The sequence below is a fragment of the Curtobacterium sp. 9128 genome (assembly GCF_900086645.1).
Taxonomy (GTDB): domain Bacteria; phylum Actinomycetota; class Actinomycetes; order Actinomycetales; family Microbacteriaceae; genus Curtobacterium.
The window spans coordinates 104,809-123,781 of the sequence record NZ_LT576451.1 but is presented as its reverse complement, the minus strand read 5'-3'; the positions used below and the strand labels follow the sequence as shown (position 1 = coordinate 123,781).

The window sequence follows — 18,973 nt, the reverse complement described above, 5'->3', positions numbered from 1 at the left end:
CGCCGCTCAGCCGTCTCGGCGCGCGCCCTGGTCCGCGTGCACGGTGAACACCGAGGGCTCCCGGTACCCGGCCTCGGCGAAGGCGGCCGTCACCGCGGCACCGATCGCCTCGCGCTGTGCGGCATCGACGAGCGCGATCGCCGCGCCCCCGAACCCACCGCCGGTCATGCGTGCCCCGACGGCTCCGTTCGCCATCGCGGTGGCCACGGCGAGGTCGAGCTCGGGCACCGAGATCTCGAAGTCGTCGCGCATCGACGCGTGCGATGCGACGAGCAGCTCACCGATCGCCCGCGGGCCGTGCTCGCGGAGCGTGCGGACGGTGTCGAGGACGCGCTGGTCCTCGGTGACGACGTGGCGCACACGGCGGAAGGTCTCGTCGTCCAGCAGCGCAGCGGCACGGGGGAGGTCGTCCACCGTCACGTCACGGAGTGCCTCGACGCCGAGCCCCTGGGCGCCTCGCTCGGAGGACTCCCGACGGGCCTTGTACCCGCCGGTCGCGTGGGCGTGCTCGACGCGAGTGTCGATCACCAGCACCTCAAGTCCGTTCGCCGACAGGGCCATGTCCACCACGGCGGTGTCGAGCGTGCGGCAGTCGAGGAACACGACGGCGTCGCGCTCGCCCAGGAGCGACGCGGACTGGTCCATGATCCCGGTCGGTGCACCGACCGCGTGGTTCTCGGAGTACTGCCCGACGCGTGCGAGCTGCTTGCGGTCGAGGCCGAGCTCCCACAGGTCGTTGAACGCCAGCGCGACGCCGCACTCGATCGCGGCGCTCGACGACAGGCCAGCACCCACGGGGACGTCGGACTCGATGAAGACGTCGAAGCCGGTCTTGTCCGACAGATCCGCGCCCTGCTCCCGGAGCGCCCACGCGATGCCGAGCACGTACGCCGACCAGCCACTCATCGCGTCCGGTTCGAGGTCGTCGAGTGCGAGCGAGACGACGGACTCCGGGTCGAAGGCCGAGGCGACACGCAGCACCCGGTCGGCCCGCGGAGCGATGGACGCCGTCGTGCGACGGTCGATCGCGAACGGCAGGACGTAGCCCTCGTTGTAGTCGGTGTGCTCACCGATCAGGTTGACCCGCCCCGGGGCGGAGTACCGCACCGTCGGCTCGTACCCGAACACCTGCTGGAACGTCATGCTCGTTCGATCCCTCCTCGGATGAACTCGGCCTGCTGCTCGGGGACGACGTCCCCGATCCAGGCCCCCATGGCGGCTTCGCTGCCGGCCAGGAACTTCAACTTCGTCTCCGCCCGACGCGGCGACGTGATCTGCAGCATCAGCCGCACGGTGTCACGCGCGGTGTGCACCGGGGCCTGGTGCCACGCGGCGATGTACGGCGTGGGGTCGCCGTACAGCTCGTCCATCCCGCGGGTCAGCCGCAGGTGCATGTGCGCGAGCTCGTCCTTCTCGGCATCGGTCAGGCCGGCGAAGTCCGGCACGTGGCGATGCGGGAGCATGTGGATCTCGAGCGGCCAGCGAGCGGCGAACGGCACGAAGGCGGTGAAGTGCTCGCCGGCGAGGACGACCCGGTCGGAGTCGCGCTCGTTCGCGAGGTGCTGCTCGAACAGGTCCGGCCCGAAGCGCTCGATCGAGTCGAGGAGCCGCTGCGTGCGCGGCGTCACGTACGGGTACGCGTAGATCTGCCCGTGGGGGTGGTGCAGCGTGACCCCGATCGCTTCGCCCCGGTTCTCGAACGGGAACACCTGCTGGATGCCGGGCATCGCGGAGAGCGCAGCAGTGCGGTCGGCCCACGCTTCGACCACGGTGCGGGCCCGTGACTCCGAGATGGACGCGAACGACCCGGCGGTCTCGGGGGAGAAGCACACGACCTCGCACCGACCGACCGACCGGAACGTCCGGTTCAGGCCGACCTCGGTCAGCGAGTCCAGCGAGCCCGGAGCGTCGTCGGCCTGCAGTGCCGGACCGAACGAGGGCGACCGGTTCTCGAACACCGCGACGTCGTACACGCTCGGGATCTCGGACGGGTTCGCCGCGGACTGGGGCGCGAGGGGGTCCTGGTCGGCCGGTGGCAGGAACACGCGGTTCTGCCGGCTGCTGGCGATGGAGACCCACTCGCCCGTGAGGACGTCCTGGCGCATCTGCGCGGTCGCCGGACGTGGGTCGAGGGTCCGCTCGTCGATGCGACGTTCGGCGGGCAGCGTCGTGTCCGCATCGTCGAAGTAGATGAGGTCGCGGCCGTCCGCGAGCTTCGTCGCGCGCTTGGTGATCACCGGACGAGCCTACTCCATGAACGAAGGATTGCGAAAGTGATCGGAAGCAGACGAAACTACCCTTGTGAGCGACGACGACCTCTTCCTCGCCGGCACGATGCCGGCCCCACTGCGCCAGGAGCGCATCGTCGCCATCGTCGACGGCGCACCCGGCATGGTGCGCACGACGGCGCTCGCCGCGGCGCTCGGCACGAGTGAGGTAACCGTCCGCCAGGACCTCGCGGTCCTCGACCGGGAGGCTCGGGTCAAGCGGGTGCACGGCGGCGCGCTCCGCCTCGGGGTCGGTTCCGGCGAGCGGCCGTTCGAGGAGACCGCCGTCGAGCACCAGGTCGCGAAGGCCGCCATCGGCCGCGCCGCGGCCGCGCTCGTGCGGTCCGGCCAGTGCGTCGTGCTCGACGTCGGCACCACCCCGGCCGCCGTGGCCGAGGCACTGGTCGCGCGCGAGGACCTCGTGGACGTCACCGTCGTCACGAACTCGCTGACGACCGCCCTCGCACTCGAACGCGCCGTCCCCCGGTTCACGGTCATCGTCACCGGCGGGACGCTCCGCCCGCTCCAGCACTCACTCGTCGCACCCTTCAACAACACCCTGTTGCCGATGATCGCCGCCGACGTGGTGTTCCTCGGCGGGACGGGCGTGGACGTCGAGCACGGGCTGACGAACGTGAACCTGCCCGAGACCGAGGCGAAGCGCATGCTCGCCGCCCACGCCGGGCGTACGGTCGTGGTGGCGGACGGCTCGAAGTTCGGGCGCGCCCACGTCGGGGTCGTCAGCGGCCTCGGGGACATCGACGTCGTCGTGACCGCGGAAGCGCCACCGGAGCTCGTCGAGCAGGTGCGTGCCGCCGGGGTCGAGGTCGTCGTGGCCGACGGCGGACAGTCGGACACCACCGCATCGGGAAGGAACCACAGCGCATGACCGCAGCACCCACCGGGGGCCAGTACCACCTCCGTCACGCCGGCCCGGACGGGGTCGTCGAGGCGGTCGTCACCGAGGTCGCAGCCGGTATCCGCGAACTCCGGGTCGCCGGGTTCGACCTGACCGAGCCCTTCCCGGCGTCGGAGGCGCCGGCCGGTGCGAACGGCATCGTGCTCGTCCCGTGGCCGAACCGCGTCGCCGGCGGGAAGTGGGAGCTGGACGGCACGGCCCAGCAGCTCGACGTCTCCGAGCCGAAGTACGGCAACGCCTCGCACGGGCTGCTCCGGTTCTCGCCGTACCGCGTGGTGTCGCAGACGGAGACCAGCGTCCTGCAGGAGGCGACGATCCACCCGCAGCACGGCTGGCCGTTCACCCTCGAGACGCGGGTGCACCACGAGCTGGTGGACGACGGGATCCGCATCACGCACGAGATCACGAACCGCTCCGGCGTGCGTGCCCCGTTCGCGGTCGGGGCGCACCCGTACCTGCGCGCCGGCGACACCCCGGCAGAGGACCTCGTCATCACGCTCGACGCCGCGACGGCGTTCACCGTCGACGACAAGCGCATCCCGAACGGCACCGAGCCCGTGGCGGGCACCGGTGTCGATCTCCGCGTCGGTCGTCGTGCGGGTGACTCGGACCTCGACACCGCGTACACCGACGTGACGCCAGACGCCGACGGGGTCCGGCGCACGACCATGCACGGGCCAGAGGGTGACGGCGTCCAGCTCTGGCAGGACGAGTCGTTCCCCTACGTGCAGGTGTTCACGTCGCGGGAGTTCCCGCGTGGTGACGGCAAGGGCCTGGCCGTCGCGGTCGAGCCGATGACCGCGCCCGCCGATGCCCTGAACTCCGGCGAGGGGCTCCGATGGCTCGAACCCGACGAGACCTGGACCGGTTCCTGGGGCATCCGCCGCGTCTGGTCCTGACCCTCGCGGGCTGATCAGCCGCGGCGCATCCGCAGGGCTTCCACCGCGAGCGATTCGGTGCCGTAGCGCCCGATCTCGTGCGCCCACGCGGGGTCGTCGCCGCGGAGGGCGATGAACTGCTTGCGCTGCCGGCACACGTAGCCGAGCACGCTGGAGGCGGTCGCCACCTCGACGAAGTCCTTACGGATGTGCCGGGTGGTGACCTGGGCGTTCCGGCGGAGCGTGTCCAGCAGCAGCTGGTCGCTCATCGTGGTGTTGGTCGCTGCTGCGAGCTCGACGATGCGGCGCGCGTCCCCGCTGGTGCTGGACTGCGTGGCGTCGATGTGCTCGATCACGGTGTACCCCGTTCGTTCTGCTTCAGGTGGTGCTGGCGATCCACGAGGAGTGGATGCGGGAACGACACTATCGGCGTCATCCCAACAGACCGCTGAACGAGACCTGAACTGTGCAGTGCGAACGCCATGAGCTCGCTGGGGACGGCGTGTACCCCAATCGCAGCTTCGCAACACATGTCGCTCGAACGGGGGATGTGCCGGCGTCTCCTCCGCCGGGTACGATCTCGTCACCCTGAAGAGCTCCCTGCTCGACGATCGGCAGGAGCCCAGGACCTGATGACGACCCGTGCCATCCACACCCGTCGGACGATGATCGGTCTCGCTGGCATCGGCCTCGCCGGCGCCGTCCTCGGCGAGGCGACCGCCGCGTCCGCCGCATCGGCAGTGGGAGCACGGTTCACCGCGACGGCCAAGACCACCACCGACGAGCTCAACCGGTGGCTCGCCGCACGGGACTCGACGCGCATCCGTCGGCTCACGGGCGTGGTCGTCCTGACGAAGCCGCTCGTCGTCCCGGCGAACACGCTGCTCGACGCCCACGGTGCGACGATCACCGGGCCACCGACCGACAACGTGCTCCGGAACGCCGCGTCGATCGCGACGGTCGTGACGAGCGTGGCCGTGACCGCGGGCTCCCCGGTCGTCACGAGCGCGGCCGGGGCGTTCACCGCCGACATGGTCGGGCGACGCATCCAGGTCCTCGACGCCGGCTCTCGTGCGTGGCGGCCCGGCGCACCGACCTCGCTCTACGGCCGCGTGGTCACCGTCACGTCGCCGGGGCAGGCGACGCTCGACGTCCCGGCGACCTCGACCCTCACCGCGCAGGCGTACGTCTACCCCGTCGCCGACACCACCATCACGATCCAGGGCGGCACCTGGATCAACCGCAACAAGAACTCCCTGTCGCAGAAGATCTCCTCGCACGGGTTCCTCATCCGCCGTGCCTCCGGCGTGACCATCGCGGACCTGACGGTGAAGGGCCAGGGCGCGAAGCAGATGGGCGGCCAGTACGCGATCAGCCTCGGTGACGTGTCCGACGTGACCGTCTCGAAGATCACCTTCACCGACACGTCGTCCGACGGGCTCCACTTCCAGGGCCCGGCGTCGACGCTTCGGATCTCGGACATCACGGGCTCGAACTCCGGTGACGACCTCGTGGCGTTCACCGGGGTCGACGGCAAGAGCAGGGACGGCTCCCGACTCGGGGACGTCGAGGGCGACATCACGGACGTCGTCCTCCGCAACGTGCGCGGGTCCGGGTGCCACACGCACCTCAAGATCACGTCGGGGGTCGGCGCGGGCGAGGTCCAGCGACACGTCAGCGGGTTCACGGCGACCGGCATCTCCGGAACGGTCAGCTCCGGTGGTGCTCCCGTCAACGTCGTGGACTACGCCGGGTCGACGTCCTTCTCCGGATCGATCACCGGGGTCACCGCGACACCGTCCGGAGCATCCGCGATGGTGAACGTCGGCGCATCGATCGTCGGGGACCTCGTGGTCGGTGACGTCACGTGGACCACTGCGAAGGTCCCCACGAACGGGATCGTTCGGGTGGTCCAGTCCTCCACGACCCCGACGGTCACCGCGGGCTCGATCACCGTCCGCAACGTCGTCCGCAAGGACACCGCGGGGAAGATCACGGACACGACGGGGGCCGGCCTCGCGCTCGGCACGCGCACGCTCGGCACCCTGACCGTGACCGGGGTCGGGTGTCCGGTACCCGCGCCGCACTTCGACTCCGTCCAGCTCGCCTCGGCGGGGATGCGGATCGACTCGATGAGCGTCGCGTCCGACTCGTCGGCGGCACGGACGGGCAACGTGCTGGTGCTCCCGGTGTCCTCGAAGGGGTACTCGATCGGCGCCGCCACCTTCTCGTCGATCTCACGGTCGACCGGATCGCTCTGGTCCGCGGACGCCGACGGGGACGGGACCTCCACCGACATCGCGGTCCGTGGGTACTCCGGCGGGAAGGCGGTGGCGCTGCTCCGCTCGCCCGCGAGCCTGCGTGTGTGGGACCTCAAGCAGCCTGCCGGCACCGGAGCCGCGGTTCGGCTCAACTCGCCTGCCGCGTCTCCCGTCAGGATCGTGACGGCCAGGTCGACCCGATCCGCACCGCTCGTGTCCCGAACCGGGGCGCAGCAGGTGTCGGTCTCCTCGTCGATCCCGGTCGACACGTCGCTGCTCACGCCGCTCGAGGGTGATCAGGTGATCGACGTCCGGGCTGTCTCCGCCGGCACCCAGTACTGGGACAGTGCATCTGGCACGTGGACTTCGACAAAACCGACCCCGAGTGCAGCGAGCACCTCCCCGCCGACCGCGGCCCCGCCAACCGCTTCCCCGGGGCCGGTCGCCCCCTCAGGCCCGTCACCCGCGGAGGCTCCTGCCCCGACCTCGACTCCGCCCGTCGCCTCAACGTCAACGCCGACGCCGACGCCGACGCGGACTCCGACTGCTGCGCCGACGCAGCCGCTGGCACCGTCGGCTGCGGACGCCGCGAGTTCTGGAGGCTCTCGGTGACGGACGGCAGCGCACCTGTCGTCCGGGCGAAATGGGGTGGGCCCCGTGGGGCTCGAACCCACGACCCTCGGATTAAAAGTCCGGTGCTCTACCAACTGAGCTAGAGGCCCTCGGCGTCCAGGCTACCGGGACGAGCACGCCGACAACGAACGAGTGCGCAGTACTGAGGCCTCCACGCGATGGGAGCCCCCGGCTACTGCGCACTCGTTCGTTCTCGGGCCGGCACCACGTCGGGCGCCGGCGAGGTCAGCTCCGACGGCCGGTCAAGGTCCGGAGCAGCCAGGCGATGATCGCGATGACGAGCAGCACGACGCCGACCCACAGCAGGAACTTCAGGCTCGCGGCGAATCCGCCGACGAACAGCAGGATGACGGCGATCACGGCCAGGATGATGAGCAGGGCGTTCACGGGGTTCCTCTCTTCCACGTCCAGGAGGAGTGCCTCCCTTACGCACGAGCACGGTACCCGTCACCGCCGCTGTCCGTTCGGGGCGAACGGAGGGCGGGCGTGTCACCGGCGGCGCCTACACTGCTGCGGTGCCTCGCGATCACCACCGTCCCGTCCACTTCACCGACGCCGAGTTCGCCGCCATCAAGGGTGGCGAGGACCCTGCGCTGGTGAACCGTGTCGCGCACGAGACCGCGAACGCGCTGCTCCACCGCGTCCGGCAGGACCCGGATCCCGAGGTGGTCGAGCGACTCGTGACCTACACGGACGTGCACGGCATCGAGGCCGTGGCTGAGCTCTGGGCCCGTGTGGGGGCGCACACCCTGCCAGGCGCGCTCTGGCGGATCTACCTCATGCGGACGGTGATCCGGCAGAACCCGGACGAGATCGCGTTCCTCTTCACGCGCGGGACGGAGCGCATCGGCACGATCGACCAGGCGGTCGCGGGGGCCGAACAGCCGACGGGGCCGTCGGAGATCCTGACCCTGGCGGACAGCATCCTGCACGGCCTCTACACGGGCGACTTCGCAGTGGCGCTCGATCGCGGCGCCGCGTTCTGCCGCCTCGCCGCAGCAGGAGCCACGAGCGTCGCCGACGACTCCGACCTCACGGCCGAGGAGCGGGCAAGCGTGCTGACGGTGCGTGCCTTCCGGCTGTCCGAACTCGCCGAGGACCTGACCGCAGCGGCGGCGCTGTGGCGTCGCGACGCCCTGGACTGAACCGACCGCCCGGCGACGCCCTTCCGTCGGAGCCGCGCCGGGCCTCCAGGCCGATGACCGGCCCACCGGACAGCCGGCAGTGCCCGAAAGCGGTCAGCGCGGGCGAGCCGCCTTCCGGGCAGAGGAAAACCGGGCCGCAGAAGCGCCTCTCGGCGCGAGGCCGCTCGAAGCGGCGAATTTTGGAGCCCGGGGCTTGCTGCGGCCCGGCGACTTCGAGTCTACGAGACGGACGCCGAGAACGCCGCCTTGTTCACTCTCGGTGGACATGGCGACGTTCGGGCGCGTTCCCGGCGCGATCAGGACGCGCTGTGTCGGCGACGCATCAGTGCAGCTCCGATCAGCGCGAGCGCTGCGATGCCCGCCCCGCTGGCTGCTGCGGGGTGCAGCATCGGCGTGTCAGCGATCACGATGTCGAGATCGACCGTGGACGGTTCCGCACCGGTCACCCGCTGCGTGATCGAGATCGCGTTCTCGCCAGCGCTCAGTCCCTGGACCGTCGCGGTCCATGAACCGTTCCCCTGCACCTCTGTCGTGACCGTGCCACCCGGGCCGACGAGCTCGATCGCGGCTCCGGGGTGGCCCTGGCCCGTGAGTTCCGCTGATCCGGTCTGCGGATCGGTGGAGGTCACCTCGGCGTGGAGTTCGAGCGGCTTCAGCGTGACCGTGGTCGATGCGGACTGCTTGTCAGATCCGATCGTCTGCTCGGCAGTGATCTCGTGTTCGCCCCACGGGACCCCCGTCAGTTCGAGACTCCAGTCGCCGCCGCTCTGGACTTCGGTCGTCTCCGTCCCCGTGGGGCCCGACACCTCGATGGTCGCGCCGGGCTCGCCGGAGCCGCTCACCGCGACCGTTCGTGCGATCGGGTCTCCGGAAGCATTCACCGTCGGGGCGACGACAGGGATCGTCGCGCTGCGTTCGAGCACCTGGTCCGGTACCCCGGCGGCGCTCTGGGTCACCGTGAGGGCGGTGCTCCCGGGCGGGAGGTCACCGACCGTGAGCGACCAGACACCGCTGGCGGGGACCTCCACGTTCACCGGAGTCGGGCCGCCGACGACGGTGATCACGGCGCCGGGCTGGCCGGTTCCGCTCACCGTGGCGGTCCGCGCTGCGGGGTCGGTGGTGACGTTCGCGAGGAGTTGCTTGGCGACGACGTGGATACCGAAGGGCGCCTCGGCGATGACCGACCCGCCGTCCTCGAAACGCACGCGGCCGCCGGTGAGGTCTGCACCGAGGGGGGCGTTCTCCGCGACGACCAGGGTGATCGTCCGTCGGTTCACCCACTGACCGCGGTTGCACGTGACCTGTGTGCCTTCGGCGTTCGTCCGGCAAGTGGAGTCGTCGACGCCGATCAGCCTCGTGTTGGTGGGGGCATCGACGATCAGGGATGCGGAACGACCGGGGATGCCCGGTTGGAACTGGATCTTCGTCTGTGCGCCCTGCACGGCGTTGGTGGAAGCCGGCGGGTTCGGGGCCGCTGTCGCTGCGGTCGGCGCCCCGGCCAAGAGCAGGGCGAGTGCCGCACCGCTCCCGACCAGAGTCGCTCTCGCGATCTTGCTGGTCATGGGTCCTCCTCTATGGATACTCAGTATCTTACATATTCAAATTATGATCAGCAAGTATTGACGTTATGTATTTCAAATGACATGCTTACGGAGAACCGGGAGGACACATGTACGGGAACGGACTGGCACTCATGCTCGGCGCAGGAGCACTCGCGACGCTCATCGTCGCGGACCCGCTGTCGATCGGCATCGGGCTGGGCTTGCTCGTGGTCGCAGCGGGTACCGCGATCGCCATTCGCGCCGCGGCGGTTCGTCGCGCACGACGGGGCAGCGACAGGTGGTGACCGGCAGATCGGTCGGCGCGAGATCGGCCCGCGTGCTCGTCGCCGCGCTGCTCGTCGTGCTCGCGGTCACTCTGATCATCGGCGAGCGGGTCGGCCGCGCAATCGAGGCGTCCACCGCCGCCTGGTTGGTCGGCACCGTCACGGGGATGGACGTGCTCCCCGCCGATGCGTCGACCGTGCCGGCGGTCGTCTTCCGCTCGGGCGACCTGCAGTGGAACGTGCTGGAGATCACCCTCGAGTGCGCGATCGCCTTCCTCCTCGCCGGTCTCCTCGTCATGGGTGCCGCCCTGGTGTCGGTTGCGCGCTTCAGCCTCGTTCGTGTGCTGCTCGCGATCGGGGTCGGTGCGTCCCTGCTCGTGGCGGTGAACCAGCTGCGGATCGTGATGCTCTCCCTCGTGCTGGCTCACGGCGGAATCAACGCGTTCGAGTGGGCGCACTCCTTCGCAGGGAGCGTCGTCTCGCTCGCGGGCCTGACCCTGACCCTGCTCGTCGTGTTCGTGCTGGTCGTCCGCCCCGGCTCCCGCGCGTCCACCCGCAACATCCCGACTCGTGAGGAGTTCCCCGCATGACCACCCTCGTCGCGATCGTGAACACCGTGTCCGTCATGGTGATCGCGCTGTCCCTCGTCTACTTCCTCAGCGCGATGATCGCCGGGATCCACGAGCTCCGCCGAGTCGGCTCTGCGCTGAGGACCCAGGGAGACGCCGTGTACCGCGACCCCTTCGCGGATGAGCCCGGCACCTTCGACGTGTACTTCCTCATTCCCTGTCTGAACGAGGAAGCCGTGATCGGACAGACCGTCCGTGCACTGGCCGGAGGACGACGCTCGACCACGATCGTCATCGATGACGGGTCCGAGGACGGTACCGCCGCGATCGCGCGTCGCGAGGGCGGCCCGGACGTCATGGTGCTCGAGCGCACGCTGCCGGACGCACGGAAGGGCAAGGGCGCTGCGCTCAACGCAGCGTTCCGACTCGTCCTCGACCACGTCGCCGAGCGTGACCAGGACCCCGAGCGCGTCCTCGTCTGCGTGATGGACGCCGACGGCCGACTGTCCGATGCCGCGCTGTCGCACATCCTCCCGCTCTTCGAGGACCCGAGCGTGGGCGGGTCCCAGCTCGCGGTCCGGATCCGCAACCGGAACGAGAACTTCCTGACACGCTTCCAGGACTTCCAGTTCTGGTCCATGTCCGCGGTCACGCAGTTCGGACGGCGGAAGACCGGGACGGTCAGCCTCGGTGGCAACGGTCAGTTCACACGGCTCACCGCGTTGCGCGAGCTCGGCTCCGAGCCGTGGTCGGCTTCCCTGACCGAGGACCTCGACCTCGCGATCTCGTTGATCGCCAACGGCTGGCGGCTCGAGACCACCCCAGACGCCTCGCTCGACCAGCAGGGCGTCGAGAGTCTGCGTCGGCTCGTGATCCAGCGTCGTCGCTGGTACCAGGGGCACATGACGGCAGGCAAGCGGATCGGCGAGGTCTGGTCGAACCCGACGATCTCGAACGCCCGCGCGCTCGAGGTCTCCGCCTACCTCGCCGTCCCGTGGCTGTTCGACCTGCCGTGGTCGATCCTCTGGCACTGGACCCTCGCGTCACTGATCATGCGTGCCGATGCGCAGTTCGCGTGGGCGACATCGATCCCCAGTGCGATCGTCGGTGGCCTGCTCTGGTACCTCGTCACCTTCGCGCCCGCGATCTTCACGACCGTCGTCTACCACCGCAGGGACCGCCGGGTCGGATGGCCCACTGCCGTCCTGATGGGTCACGCCTTCGTCGTCATGAACTACCTCTCCTTCGTCTGCGCCTGGGGTGCCCTCTTCCGGATGGCTCGAGGCCGGACCGGATGGGACAAGACCACACGCACAGCCGACGAGCCCCGCACGGCTCCCGCACCAGCCTGACCACGCCGTCCCGATCGGAGAACGACCCAGTGAACACATCTGCCACCACCCGGATCCGCGGCGGCCGCATCGACGATGCCCCCGACGATGTCGGACGCATCGCCGTCGTGCTCGGCACCCGGCCGGAGATCATCAAGCTCGCCGGTGTCATCCGCGAACTCGGCGACCGTGCTCGGGTGATCCACACCGGGCAGCACTACGACGACTCGATGTCCGGACAGTTCTTCCGCCAGCTCGGGCTCCCAGCACCCGATCGTGTTCTCGCCGGCATCGGCGGAGCTGATCGTGGCACGCAGATCGCGACGGCCATCGGTGCGCTGACCGAGGAGTTCCAGCGGTCGCGACCGTCCGCCGTGATCGTGCAGGGTGACACGAACGCGGTGTCCGCGGGAGCACAGGCAGCGAACTACCTCGGCATCCCAGTGGTGCACGTGGAGGCTGGTCTCCGTTCCGGGGACCGCGGGATGCCGGAGGAGCTCAACCGGCTCGTCGTCGGTGCGCTCGCCGACGTGCACTGTGCGCCCACGGAGACCAGCCGCGCCAACCTCCTGCGGGAGGGGGTCCCGGCGACCCGGGTCGAGGTCACCGGCAACACCGTCGTCGAGGCGACCCTCGCCTCGATCGCGGCCGCTGCCGATCCCGCAGTCGCGGTCGAGGGTGTGCCGGTGGGCGAGTTCGTGCTGGCGACGATCCACCGCCCGGAGAACACCGACACCGAACCCGCGCTGCGGAGGGTCCTCGAAGGGCTCGCTGCGCTCGGTCTCCCCGTCGTCCTGCCCCTGCACCCGCGCACCGCGGCCGCTGTCGAGCGGCACGGTCTGCGATCGCTCCTCGACGGGATGACCGTTCTCGAGCCCGTCGGCCACGCGTCCTTCATCTGGCTGGCGCTCCGGGCGACGCTCATCGTCGCCGACTCCGGGGGTGTGCAGGAAGAGTGCACGGTCCTGAAGCGCCCACTGGTGGTGGTCCGCCGGTCCACCGAGCGGCCCGAGGCCGTGGATGCCGGCTTCGCCGTGCTCGTGCGTCCGGGCGACGGCCTCGCCACTGCGGCCCTCGCCCTGCTCGCCGAAGTTCGACAACGACCGCTGGCATCGGTTCCCTCGCCGTACGGGGACGGAGGGGCGAGTCGACGGATCGCAGACCTGGCCGTCCGGGTCGCGTCCGGAACCGAGCCAATCCAACGGGGCGAGGGCGCCGAATCATCAGCGTGACGGATCCCATGGGCCGCCACACAGCGGGGGCTCCCCGTGCGACCCGACCCGGCTCACCCGGCCGGAGTAATTCCCTGCGGATCGCACGGGACCCTCGCTGCCAATCAACGCAGCATGGAGCAACCCGGACACCGGAAGGAGGAAAACCTGCAATGCTTGCCATCGTGGAACGCGACACCGAACGCTGGAGCTCGACCGAGCCTGTTCCGTCGTCGCCGGATTCCCTCCTCCTCCGCGTCGCACAGGGCGACCAGCAGGCCTTCTCGGAGCTCTACGACGAACTCGCCGGCCGCGTCCTCGGACTCATCACGCGCCTCCTCAAGGACCGTGCCCAGTCCGAAGAGGTCGCACAAGAGGTCTTCCTCGAGGTCTGGCAGCAGGCCGCCAAGTTCGACACCACCCGGGGCAGCGCCTCGAGCTGGGTGCTGACGATGGCCCACCGCCGAGCGGTGGACCGGGTGCGCGCCGCGCAGGCCTCCCGTGACCGCGACACCAAGATCGGGATCCGCGACTTCGAGTCCGGCTTCGACCAGGTGTCCGAGTCCGTCGAGATCCGGATCGAGCACGAACGGGTCAGCAGGGCACTCGCCCGCCTGACCGAGTTCCAGCGGCAGGCCGTGCAGATGTCCTACTACGGCGGCTACTCGCACAGCGAGATGGCCGAGCTCCTCGGGGTGCCGATCGGCACCGTGAAGACCCGTCTCCGCGACGGGATGATCAGACTGCGCGACGAGATGGGAGTGGCGTCATGACCGAACGACACGACGATCCCGCACTCCTCACGGGTGCGTACGCGCTCGACGCGCTGAGCGACGCCGAGCGACGCGAGGTCGAAGCGGCACTCGCCGAGTTCCCCGAACTCCGTGCGGAGGCCGACTCGCTCTCCGAGACCGCCAGGGCTCTGGCCTACGCGGTCGAGCCGATCGAGCCGCCGGCATCCCTCAAGGCCTCGCTGATGGCCGCGATCCAGACCACGCCGCAGGTCGCTCCCGACACCGGTCGGGCCGCGCAGTCGGTCCCCGCCACCGTCCAGGAGGCTCCGATCGCCTCCGTCACGGACGTCACCTCCGGGGGTGGCTCGGCCAGTGCCGCGGCTCGCCGTCGGTGGTTCCAGCGTCCGGCAGCGATGCTCGGTGCTGCTGCTGCGGTCGGTGTCGTGTTCCTCGGCGTCGGACTCGGCGCGGGTGGGGCGATCTTCGGCCAGGACTCCGGCCCGGGGACCAGCGCGTCCCAGGCGGCGTCCGGCCTCGACCAGATCTACGCCGCTGCCGACTTCAAGCGGTCCACCTCCCCGGTGACCGGCGGCGGCTCGGCCACGGTCGTGTGGTCGGACCAGCTCGGCAAGTCCGCCGTCATCCTCGACGGGGTGGCCGCTGCGCCGAAGGACAAGACCTACCAGCTCTGGTACATCGGCTCCGAGGCGTCTGGCGGCACGATCGAGTCCGCCGGCCTGATGAACGACGTCGACGGCGGTGTCCGCTCGGCCGTGCTGAGCGGTGCGAAGTCCGCCGGGGCGGCGGTCGGCATCACGGTCGAGCCCGCCGGTGGGTCGAAGCAGCCGACGACGACGCCGATCGTCGCGGTGCCCACGGCGTAGGTTCCTCCGCCCGCGCCCTTCGCCGGGCGCCCGACGCGTGCTGGCGTCGCCATCCGACTCGGAACGACGAAGTCGCTGTCGTACGACAGCGACTTCGTCGTTCGTTGCGTCCGCCGACCCCGGGCGCCCCGGAAGACGACAACGCCGATGTCGTACGACATCGGCGTTGTCGTTCCGAGTCAGCGCGAGACCGACCCCAGAACCCGCACGCTCACCCGAAGCGGCCGGAGACGTAGTCCTCGGTGGCCTGCACGGACGGGTTCGAGAACATCGTCGCCGTGTCGTCGAACTCGATGAGCTTCCCGGGAGCTCCCGTGCCGGCGATGTTGAAGAACGCCGTCTTGTCGCTCACGCGCGAGGCCTGCTGCATGTTGTGGGTCACGATCACGATCGTGAACTCCTTCTTCAGCTCCTCGATGAGGTCCTCGATCGCGAGCGTGGAGATCGGGTCGAGCGCCGAGCACGGCTCGTCCATCAGGAGCACGTCGGGCTGCACGGCGATCGCCCGCGCGATGCAGAGACGCTGCTGCTGACCGCCGGACAGGCCCATGCCGGGCTTGTCGAGGCGGTCCTTGACCTCGTTCCAGAGGTTCGCGCCCTGCAGGGAACGCTCGACGATGTCGTCGGCCTCGGACTTCGAGATGCGCTTGTTGTTGAGCTTCACGCCCGCGAGCACGTTGTCCTTGATGGACATCGTGGGGAACGGGTTCGGGCGCTGGAACACCATGCCGACCTGACGCCGGACGATGACCGGGTCGACGCCGGGTGCGTAGAGGTCGTCGCCGTCCACCTTCACGGAGCCCTCGACGTACGCGCCGGGGATGACCTCGTGCATGCGGTTGAGCGTGCGGAGGAACGTGGACTTGCCGCAACCGGACGGGCCGATGAACGCGGTGACGGTGCGGGGCTCGATCGTCATGTCGACGCCCTCGACCGCCTTGAACTTCGAGTAGTAGACGTTGAGGCCGTCGACCTCGATGCGCTTGGACACAGTGGACCTTCCGGAGGTGCTAGCGGGAGAGCTTGGGGGCGAAGAGGCGGGTGATGAAGCGGGCGAGCAGGTTGAGCACCATCACGATGAGGATGAGCACGAGTGCCGCGGTCCAGGCCCGGTCGACGAACGGTACCGGGTTGGCGCCCTGCTGCGAGTACTGCGTGAACGCGAACACCGGCAGCGTCATCATCGGGTTCTTGAACAGGTCGTAGTTCATGCTCGTTGTGAACCCGGCGGTGACCAGCAGGGGAGCCGTCTCACCGATGACGCGGGCGATGGCGAGCATGACCCCCGTCGTGATGCCGGCGAGGGAGGTGGGGAGGACGACCTTGATGATCGTGAGCCACTTCGGCACGCCGAGGGCGTAGGACGCCTCGCGGAGCTCCATCGGGACGATCTTCAGCACCTCCTCGGTGGAGCGGACGACGATCGGGATCATCAGGACCGCGAGGGCGACCGAGCCGACCAGGCCGAACCGGGCGCCGGGACCGAGGAACAGCGCGAAGAGCGAGTAGGCGAACAGACCGGCGACGATCGACGGGATGCCGGTCATGACGTCGACGAAGAACGTGATGCCGCGTGCCAGGGGTCCGCGGCCGTACTCGACCAGGTAGATCGAGGTCAGCAGGCCGATCGGCACGGCCATGAGCGCCGCGAACAACGTGATCTCGAGCGTGCCGATCAGGGCGTGCAGTGCGCCGCCGCCGACCGAGATCACGCCGCGCATCGAGTACGAGAAGAACGCCGCGTCGAAGCGGGCAAGACCGTCCGCGAGGACCGTGTACAGCAGCGAGACCAGCGGCAGGACGGCGATGACGAAGGCCGTGACGACGAGCGACGTGATCAGCCGGTCGACCGCCTTGCGCCCGCCCTCGACGATCCGGGAGACGACCACGATGAGGACGTCGAACAGGACCGTGCCGAGGAACAGGGCGGCGACGATGTTGAAGTCCTTGACCGCGCCGCCGGCGTTGAGCAGGGCGAAGACGAGGGCGAGCGCGACCCAGCTCCCGCCGAGGAGCAGCCACGGGACGGACTTGTGGAGCTTCCCGTTGGCGAAGACGTTGCCGGGGGACTGACGGAGTGCGAGGGACATCGGGGTGCGACCTCTCAGCTGACGCGCTTGCGCACGATGTACCGCGCGAGCGTGTTGATGACCAGGGTGATGACGAAGAGGATCAGACCCGATGCGATCAGCGCGTTCAGGGCGGTTCCGGATGCCTCGGCGAACTGCAGGGCGATGTTCGCCGCGATCGTGGAGGGGTTCAGCGACGTGAGCAGCTGGAAGGTGACGTTCGTCGACACCGACAGCACCAGCGCGATCGCCATCGTCTCGCCGAGCGCCCGACCGAGGCCGAGCATGATCGCGGACACGATGCCGGACTTGGCGAACGGCAGGACCGACAGGCGGATCATCTCCCAGCGCGTGGCGCCGAGCGCGAGTGCCGCCTCTTCGTTGAGGGTCGGCGCCTGCAGGAAGATCTCGCGCATGACGGCGGTCATGATCGGGATCGCCATGACCGCGAGCACGATCGACGCGGTGAGGATGGTGCGTCCGGTGCCGGAGATCTGTCCGGAGAACAGCGGGAACCACCCGAGGTACTCGTTGAGGAACGAGTAGAACGGCTGCACGAACCGGGCGAGCACCACGATGCCCCAGAGTCCGTAGACGACCGAGGGGACCGCGGCCAGCAGGTCGATGACGTAGCCGAGCACCGGCGCGATGCGGCGCGGTGCGAAGTGCGAGATGAAGAGCGCGATCCCGATGGAGAGCGGCACGGCCATCACGAGTGCGAGGAGCGCGGACCAGACGGTACCGAAGACGAGGGGCCCGACGTAGTCCCAGAAGTTCGCCGCCTGGTTCGGCAGCTCGCCGACCTTCGCGGAGAATGCGGGGATGCTCTGCCACACGAGGAAGGCCGCGACCAGCGCGAGCACGACGAGGATGAGTCCGCCGGAGATCACCGAGGCGGCGGAGAAGACCCGGTCGCCGACGCGGACGACGGCCTTCGGCTTCGGGGTGGTCGTTGACCCTGGGTGGGCCGGTGCTGTCGTCATGGGACGTGGGGCTCCTGTCGGGTGACGGGGAAGTGCCCGGGTGCCGGTCGGTGGACCGGCACCCGGGCGTTCAGGAGGTGCTACTTGATGGACGCGACCGCGTCAGCGGCCTTCTTCGCGAGGTCGCTCGAGAGGGCGGCCGACTTGGCCTCCGTCGCGGCGGCCTTCTGCGCGTCGTCCGAGACCACGTACGTCAGGTAGGACTTCACGAGGTCGGCCTTGGCCGAGTCCTTGTACTCCTGGCACGCGATGGCGTAGGAGACCAGGACGAGCGGCCATGCGCCCTTGGCGGTGTCCTTGCGGTCGATGTCGATCGCCAGGTCGTTGGTCTCGCGACCCGACGCGACGTCGGAGTCCGCGACGACCTGGGCGGCACCCTCGGCCGAGATCTTGGTGGCGGTGTCGCCGACCATGAGCTTGGCCTTGTCGAGGTCACCGGCGCCGGAGTCGTCGATGTAGGTGATGGCGTTCGAGGCGCCCTGCATGGCCGAGGCCACACCCGAGGTGCCCTTCGCGCTGTCGCCGACCTGGTACGGGAAGGTCTGGCTCGGCGCCTCGGTCCACACGTCGCCGGCGTTCGCCGAGACGTACTCGGAGAAGTTCTGCGTGGTGCCCGAGTCGTCGGAGCGGTGCACGACCGTGATGTTCGCGTCCGGCAGCTTCGCGCCGTCGTTGAGCGCCGCGATCTGCGAGTCGTTCCACTTGGTGATCTTGCCGGAGAAGATGCCGGCGATCGTCTTCGCGTCGAGCGTCAGGTCCTTGACGCCGTCGACCTTGTAGGCGATGGCGATCGGGGAGATGTAGACCGGGACGTCGATGGCCTTCGAGTCCGCGGCGCAGAGGCCGAAGGAGCCGGAGAGCTCCTCGTCCGAGAGTGCGGCGTCGGAGCCGGCGAAGTCCGCGGCACCCGAGATGAAGTTCTTGCGACCGGCACCGGAGCCGTCGGGCGAGTAGTTCACCGTGACGCCGGAGGCCTGGTCCTGGAAGCCGGCGGCCCAGGTGGCCTCGGCGGTCTGCTGGGCGGAGGAGCCCGATCCGGTGAGGGTGCCGGAGAGCTTCGAGTAGTCGACACCCGAGGCCGAAGCCGACGAGGTGCTGCCCGCGCCGCCTTCGTTCGCCGCGCACGAGGAGAGCACGACCGCGCCGGCGATCGCGATTGCCGCGACCGTACCGATTCGCTTGATGTTCACAGGGGTCCCTTCGGGAATGTGGAGTGCAGGTGGGACCGCTGCTGGTCCCCGGGCCGGTGCCGACCCGGGAGCGA

General features: G+C 69.6%; 19 protein-coding genes and 1 tRNA gene. 10 read left to right on the top strand and 10 right to left on the bottom strand.

The window, feature by feature from the left end:
• Positions 1–6 precede the first annotated feature (6 nt).
• Together galK and galT are read right to left on the bottom strand one after the other, a co-directional pair.
• Complete coding sequence (gene galK / locus QK288_RS00620) at positions 7–1,143, bottom strand: galactokinase (RefSeq protein WP_281265901.1); 1,137 nt, start codon at positions 1,141–1,143, stop codon at positions 7–9.
• On the bottom strand, positions 1,140–2,237 hold the full coding sequence (gene galT, locus QK288_RS00615; protein ID WP_281265900.1) for a galactose-1-phosphate uridylyltransferase: 1,098 nt from the start codon (positions 2,235–2,237) through the stop codon (positions 1,140–1,142). Before galT ends, galK begins: the two co-directional genes overlap by 4 nt.
• Before the next feature lie 64 nt (positions 2,238–2,301).
• Here galT and QK288_RS00610 point away from each other — a divergent pair, with 64 nt between their 5' ends.
• Both QK288_RS00610 and QK288_RS00605 read left to right on the top strand, forming a co-directional pair.
• Positions 2,302–3,156: a DeoR/GlpR family DNA-binding transcription regulator gene (locus tag QK288_RS00610; protein ID WP_281265899.1), complete on the top strand. Its 855-nt coding sequence runs from the start codon at positions 2,302–2,304 to the stop codon at positions 3,154–3,156.
• On the top strand, positions 3,153–4,085 hold the full coding sequence (locus QK288_RS00605) for an aldose 1-epimerase family protein (protein ID WP_281265898.1): 933 nt from the start codon (positions 3,153–3,155) through the stop codon (positions 4,083–4,085). Before QK288_RS00610 ends, QK288_RS00605 begins: the two co-directional genes overlap by 4 nt.
• A 14-nt stretch (positions 4,086–4,099) precedes the next feature.
• Here QK288_RS00605 and QK288_RS00600 read toward each other — a convergent pair whose 3' ends face one another.
• A complete protein-coding gene (locus QK288_RS00600) occupies positions 4,100–4,420 on the bottom strand; it encodes a hypothetical protein (RefSeq protein ID WP_281265897.1) in 321 nt (106 codons plus the stop codon).
• A 276-nt stretch (positions 4,421–4,696) separates the two neighbouring features.
• Here QK288_RS00600 and QK288_RS00595 point away from each other — a divergent pair, with 276 nt between their 5' ends.
• Entirely contained in the window at positions 4,697–6,937 is a 2,241-nt protein-coding gene (locus QK288_RS00595) for a right-handed parallel beta-helix repeat-containing protein (protein WP_281265896.1), read from the top strand.
• 37 nt (positions 6,938–6,974) lie between these two features.
• On the opposite strand, the gene QK288_RS00590 is transcribed toward QK288_RS00595, so the two are convergent.
• Positions 6,975–7,047: transfer RNA gene (locus QK288_RS00590), tRNA-Lys, on the bottom strand.
• 136 nt (positions 7,048–7,183) lie between these two features.
• Positions 7,184–7,345, bottom strand: a complete 162-nt coding sequence (locus QK288_RS00585; protein WP_165931368.1) for a hypothetical protein — start codon at positions 7,343–7,345, stop codon at positions 7,184–7,186.
• 128 nt (positions 7,346–7,473) lie between these two features.
• Between QK288_RS00585 and QK288_RS00580 the strand changes: the two genes are divergently transcribed.
• Entirely contained in the window at positions 7,474–8,103 is a 630-nt protein-coding gene (locus QK288_RS00580; RefSeq protein ID WP_281265895.1) for a DNA-directed RNA polymerase subunit beta, read from the top strand.
• 296 nt (positions 8,104–8,399) lie between these two features.
• Here the strand turns inward: QK288_RS00580 and QK288_RS00575 are convergent, their stop codons facing one another.
• Entirely contained in the window at positions 8,400–9,665 is a 1,266-nt protein-coding gene (locus QK288_RS00575; RefSeq protein ID WP_281265894.1) for a hypothetical protein, read from the bottom strand.
• Between the two features lie 107 nt (positions 9,666–9,772).
• Here QK288_RS00575 and QK288_RS00570 point away from each other — a divergent pair, with 107 nt between their 5' ends.
• The 6 genes from QK288_RS00570 to QK288_RS00545 all read left to right on the top strand — a co-directional run bounded on the left by QK288_RS00570 (position 9,773) and on the right by QK288_RS00545 (position 14,657).
• Positions 9,773–9,949, top strand: coding sequence for a hypothetical protein (locus tag QK288_RS00570; RefSeq protein WP_281265893.1), 177 nt, complete (start codon positions 9,773–9,775; stop codon positions 9,947–9,949).
• Positions 9,946–10,518: an exosortase/archaeosortase family protein gene (locus tag QK288_RS00565; RefSeq protein WP_281265892.1), complete on the top strand. Its 573-nt coding sequence runs from the start codon at positions 9,946–9,948 to the stop codon at positions 10,516–10,518. The genes QK288_RS00570 and QK288_RS00565 overlap by 4 nt, the downstream gene beginning before the upstream one ends.
• Entirely contained in the window at positions 10,515–11,849 is a 1,335-nt protein-coding gene (locus QK288_RS00560; RefSeq protein WP_281265891.1) for a glycosyltransferase family 2 protein, read from the top strand. Before QK288_RS00565 ends, QK288_RS00560 begins: the two co-directional genes overlap by 4 nt.
• 29 nt (positions 11,850–11,878) lie before the next feature.
• The gene (wecB, locus tag QK288_RS00555) at positions 11,879–13,060 is read left to right on the top strand and encodes a UDP-N-acetylglucosamine 2-epimerase (non-hydrolyzing) (RefSeq protein WP_281265890.1); all 1,182 of its coding nucleotides are present in this window, start codon (positions 11,879–11,881) and stop codon (positions 13,058–13,060) included.
• Between the two features lie 152 nt (positions 13,061–13,212).
• Positions 13,213–13,812: an ECF RNA polymerase sigma factor SigK gene (gene sigK / locus QK288_RS00550; RefSeq protein ID WP_281265889.1), complete on the top strand. Its 600-nt coding sequence runs from the start codon at positions 13,213–13,215 to the stop codon at positions 13,810–13,812.
• Entirely contained in the window at positions 13,809–14,657 is an 849-nt protein-coding gene (locus tag QK288_RS00545; RefSeq protein ID WP_281265888.1) for an anti-sigma factor, read from the top strand. Before sigK ends, QK288_RS00545 begins: the two co-directional genes overlap by 4 nt.
• A 211-nt stretch (positions 14,658–14,868) precedes the next feature.
• Here the strand turns inward: QK288_RS00545 and pstB are convergent, their stop codons facing one another.
• The 4 genes from pstB to pstS all read right to left on the bottom strand — a co-directional run bounded on the left by pstB (position 14,869) and on the right by pstS (position 18,899).
• The gene (pstB, locus tag QK288_RS00540) at positions 14,869–15,648 is read right to left on the bottom strand and encodes a phosphate ABC transporter ATP-binding protein PstB (RefSeq protein ID WP_281265887.1); all 780 of its coding nucleotides are present in this window, start codon (positions 15,646–15,648) and stop codon (positions 14,869–14,871) included.
• Positions 15,649–15,667: 19 nt separating this feature from the next.
• On the bottom strand, positions 15,668–16,747 hold the full coding sequence (gene pstA, locus QK288_RS00535) for a phosphate ABC transporter permease PstA (RefSeq protein ID WP_281265886.1): 1,080 nt from the start codon (positions 16,745–16,747) through the stop codon (positions 15,668–15,670).
• A gap of 14 nt (positions 16,748–16,761) precedes the next feature.
• Positions 16,762–17,709, bottom strand: coding sequence for a phosphate ABC transporter permease subunit PstC (pstC, locus tag QK288_RS00530; protein WP_281265885.1), 948 nt, complete (start codon positions 17,707–17,709; stop codon positions 16,762–16,764).
• 80 nt (positions 17,710–17,789) lie between these two features.
• Entirely contained in the window at positions 17,790–18,899 is a 1,110-nt protein-coding gene (gene pstS, locus QK288_RS00525) for a phosphate ABC transporter substrate-binding protein PstS (protein WP_281265884.1), read from the bottom strand.
• Positions 18,900–18,973 lie beyond the last annotated feature (74 nt).

What these genes read in the sequence shown, in the direction of transcription:
- galK (WP_281265901.1), bottom strand. Translation starts at nt 1,143, where the DNA reads ATGACGTTCCAGCAGGTGTTCGGGTACGAGCCGACGGTGCGGTACTCC.
- pstC (WP_281265885.1), bottom strand. Translation starts at nt 17,709, where the DNA reads ATGACGACAGCACCGGCCCACCCAGGGTCAACGACCACCCCGAAGCCG.
- QK288_RS00545 (WP_281265888.1), top strand. Translation starts at nt 13,809, where the DNA reads ATGACCGAACGACACGACGATCCCGCACTCCTCACGGGTGCGTACGCG.
- QK288_RS00605 (WP_281265898.1), top strand. Translation starts at nt 3,153, where the DNA reads ATGACCGCAGCACCCACCGGGGGCCAGTACCACCTCCGTCACGCCGGC.
- QK288_RS00575 (WP_281265894.1), bottom strand. Translation starts at nt 9,665, where the DNA reads ATGACCAGCAAGATCGCGAGAGCGACTCTGGTCGGGAGCGGTGCGGCA.
- QK288_RS00570 (WP_281265893.1), top strand. Translation starts at nt 9,773, where the DNA reads ATGTACGGGAACGGACTGGCACTCATGCTCGGCGCAGGAGCACTCGCG.
- sigK (WP_281265889.1), top strand. Translation starts at nt 13,213, where the DNA reads ATGCTTGCCATCGTGGAACGCGACACCGAACGCTGGAGCTCGACCGAG.
- QK288_RS00595 (WP_281265896.1), top strand. Translation starts at nt 4,697, where the DNA reads ATGACGACCCGTGCCATCCACACCCGTCGGACGATGATCGGTCTCGCT.
- QK288_RS00560 (WP_281265891.1), top strand. Translation starts at nt 10,515, where the DNA reads ATGACCACCCTCGTCGCGATCGTGAACACCGTGTCCGTCATGGTGATC.
- pstA (WP_281265886.1), bottom strand. Translation starts at nt 16,747, where the DNA reads ATGTCCCTCGCACTCCGTCAGTCCCCCGGCAACGTCTTCGCCAACGGG.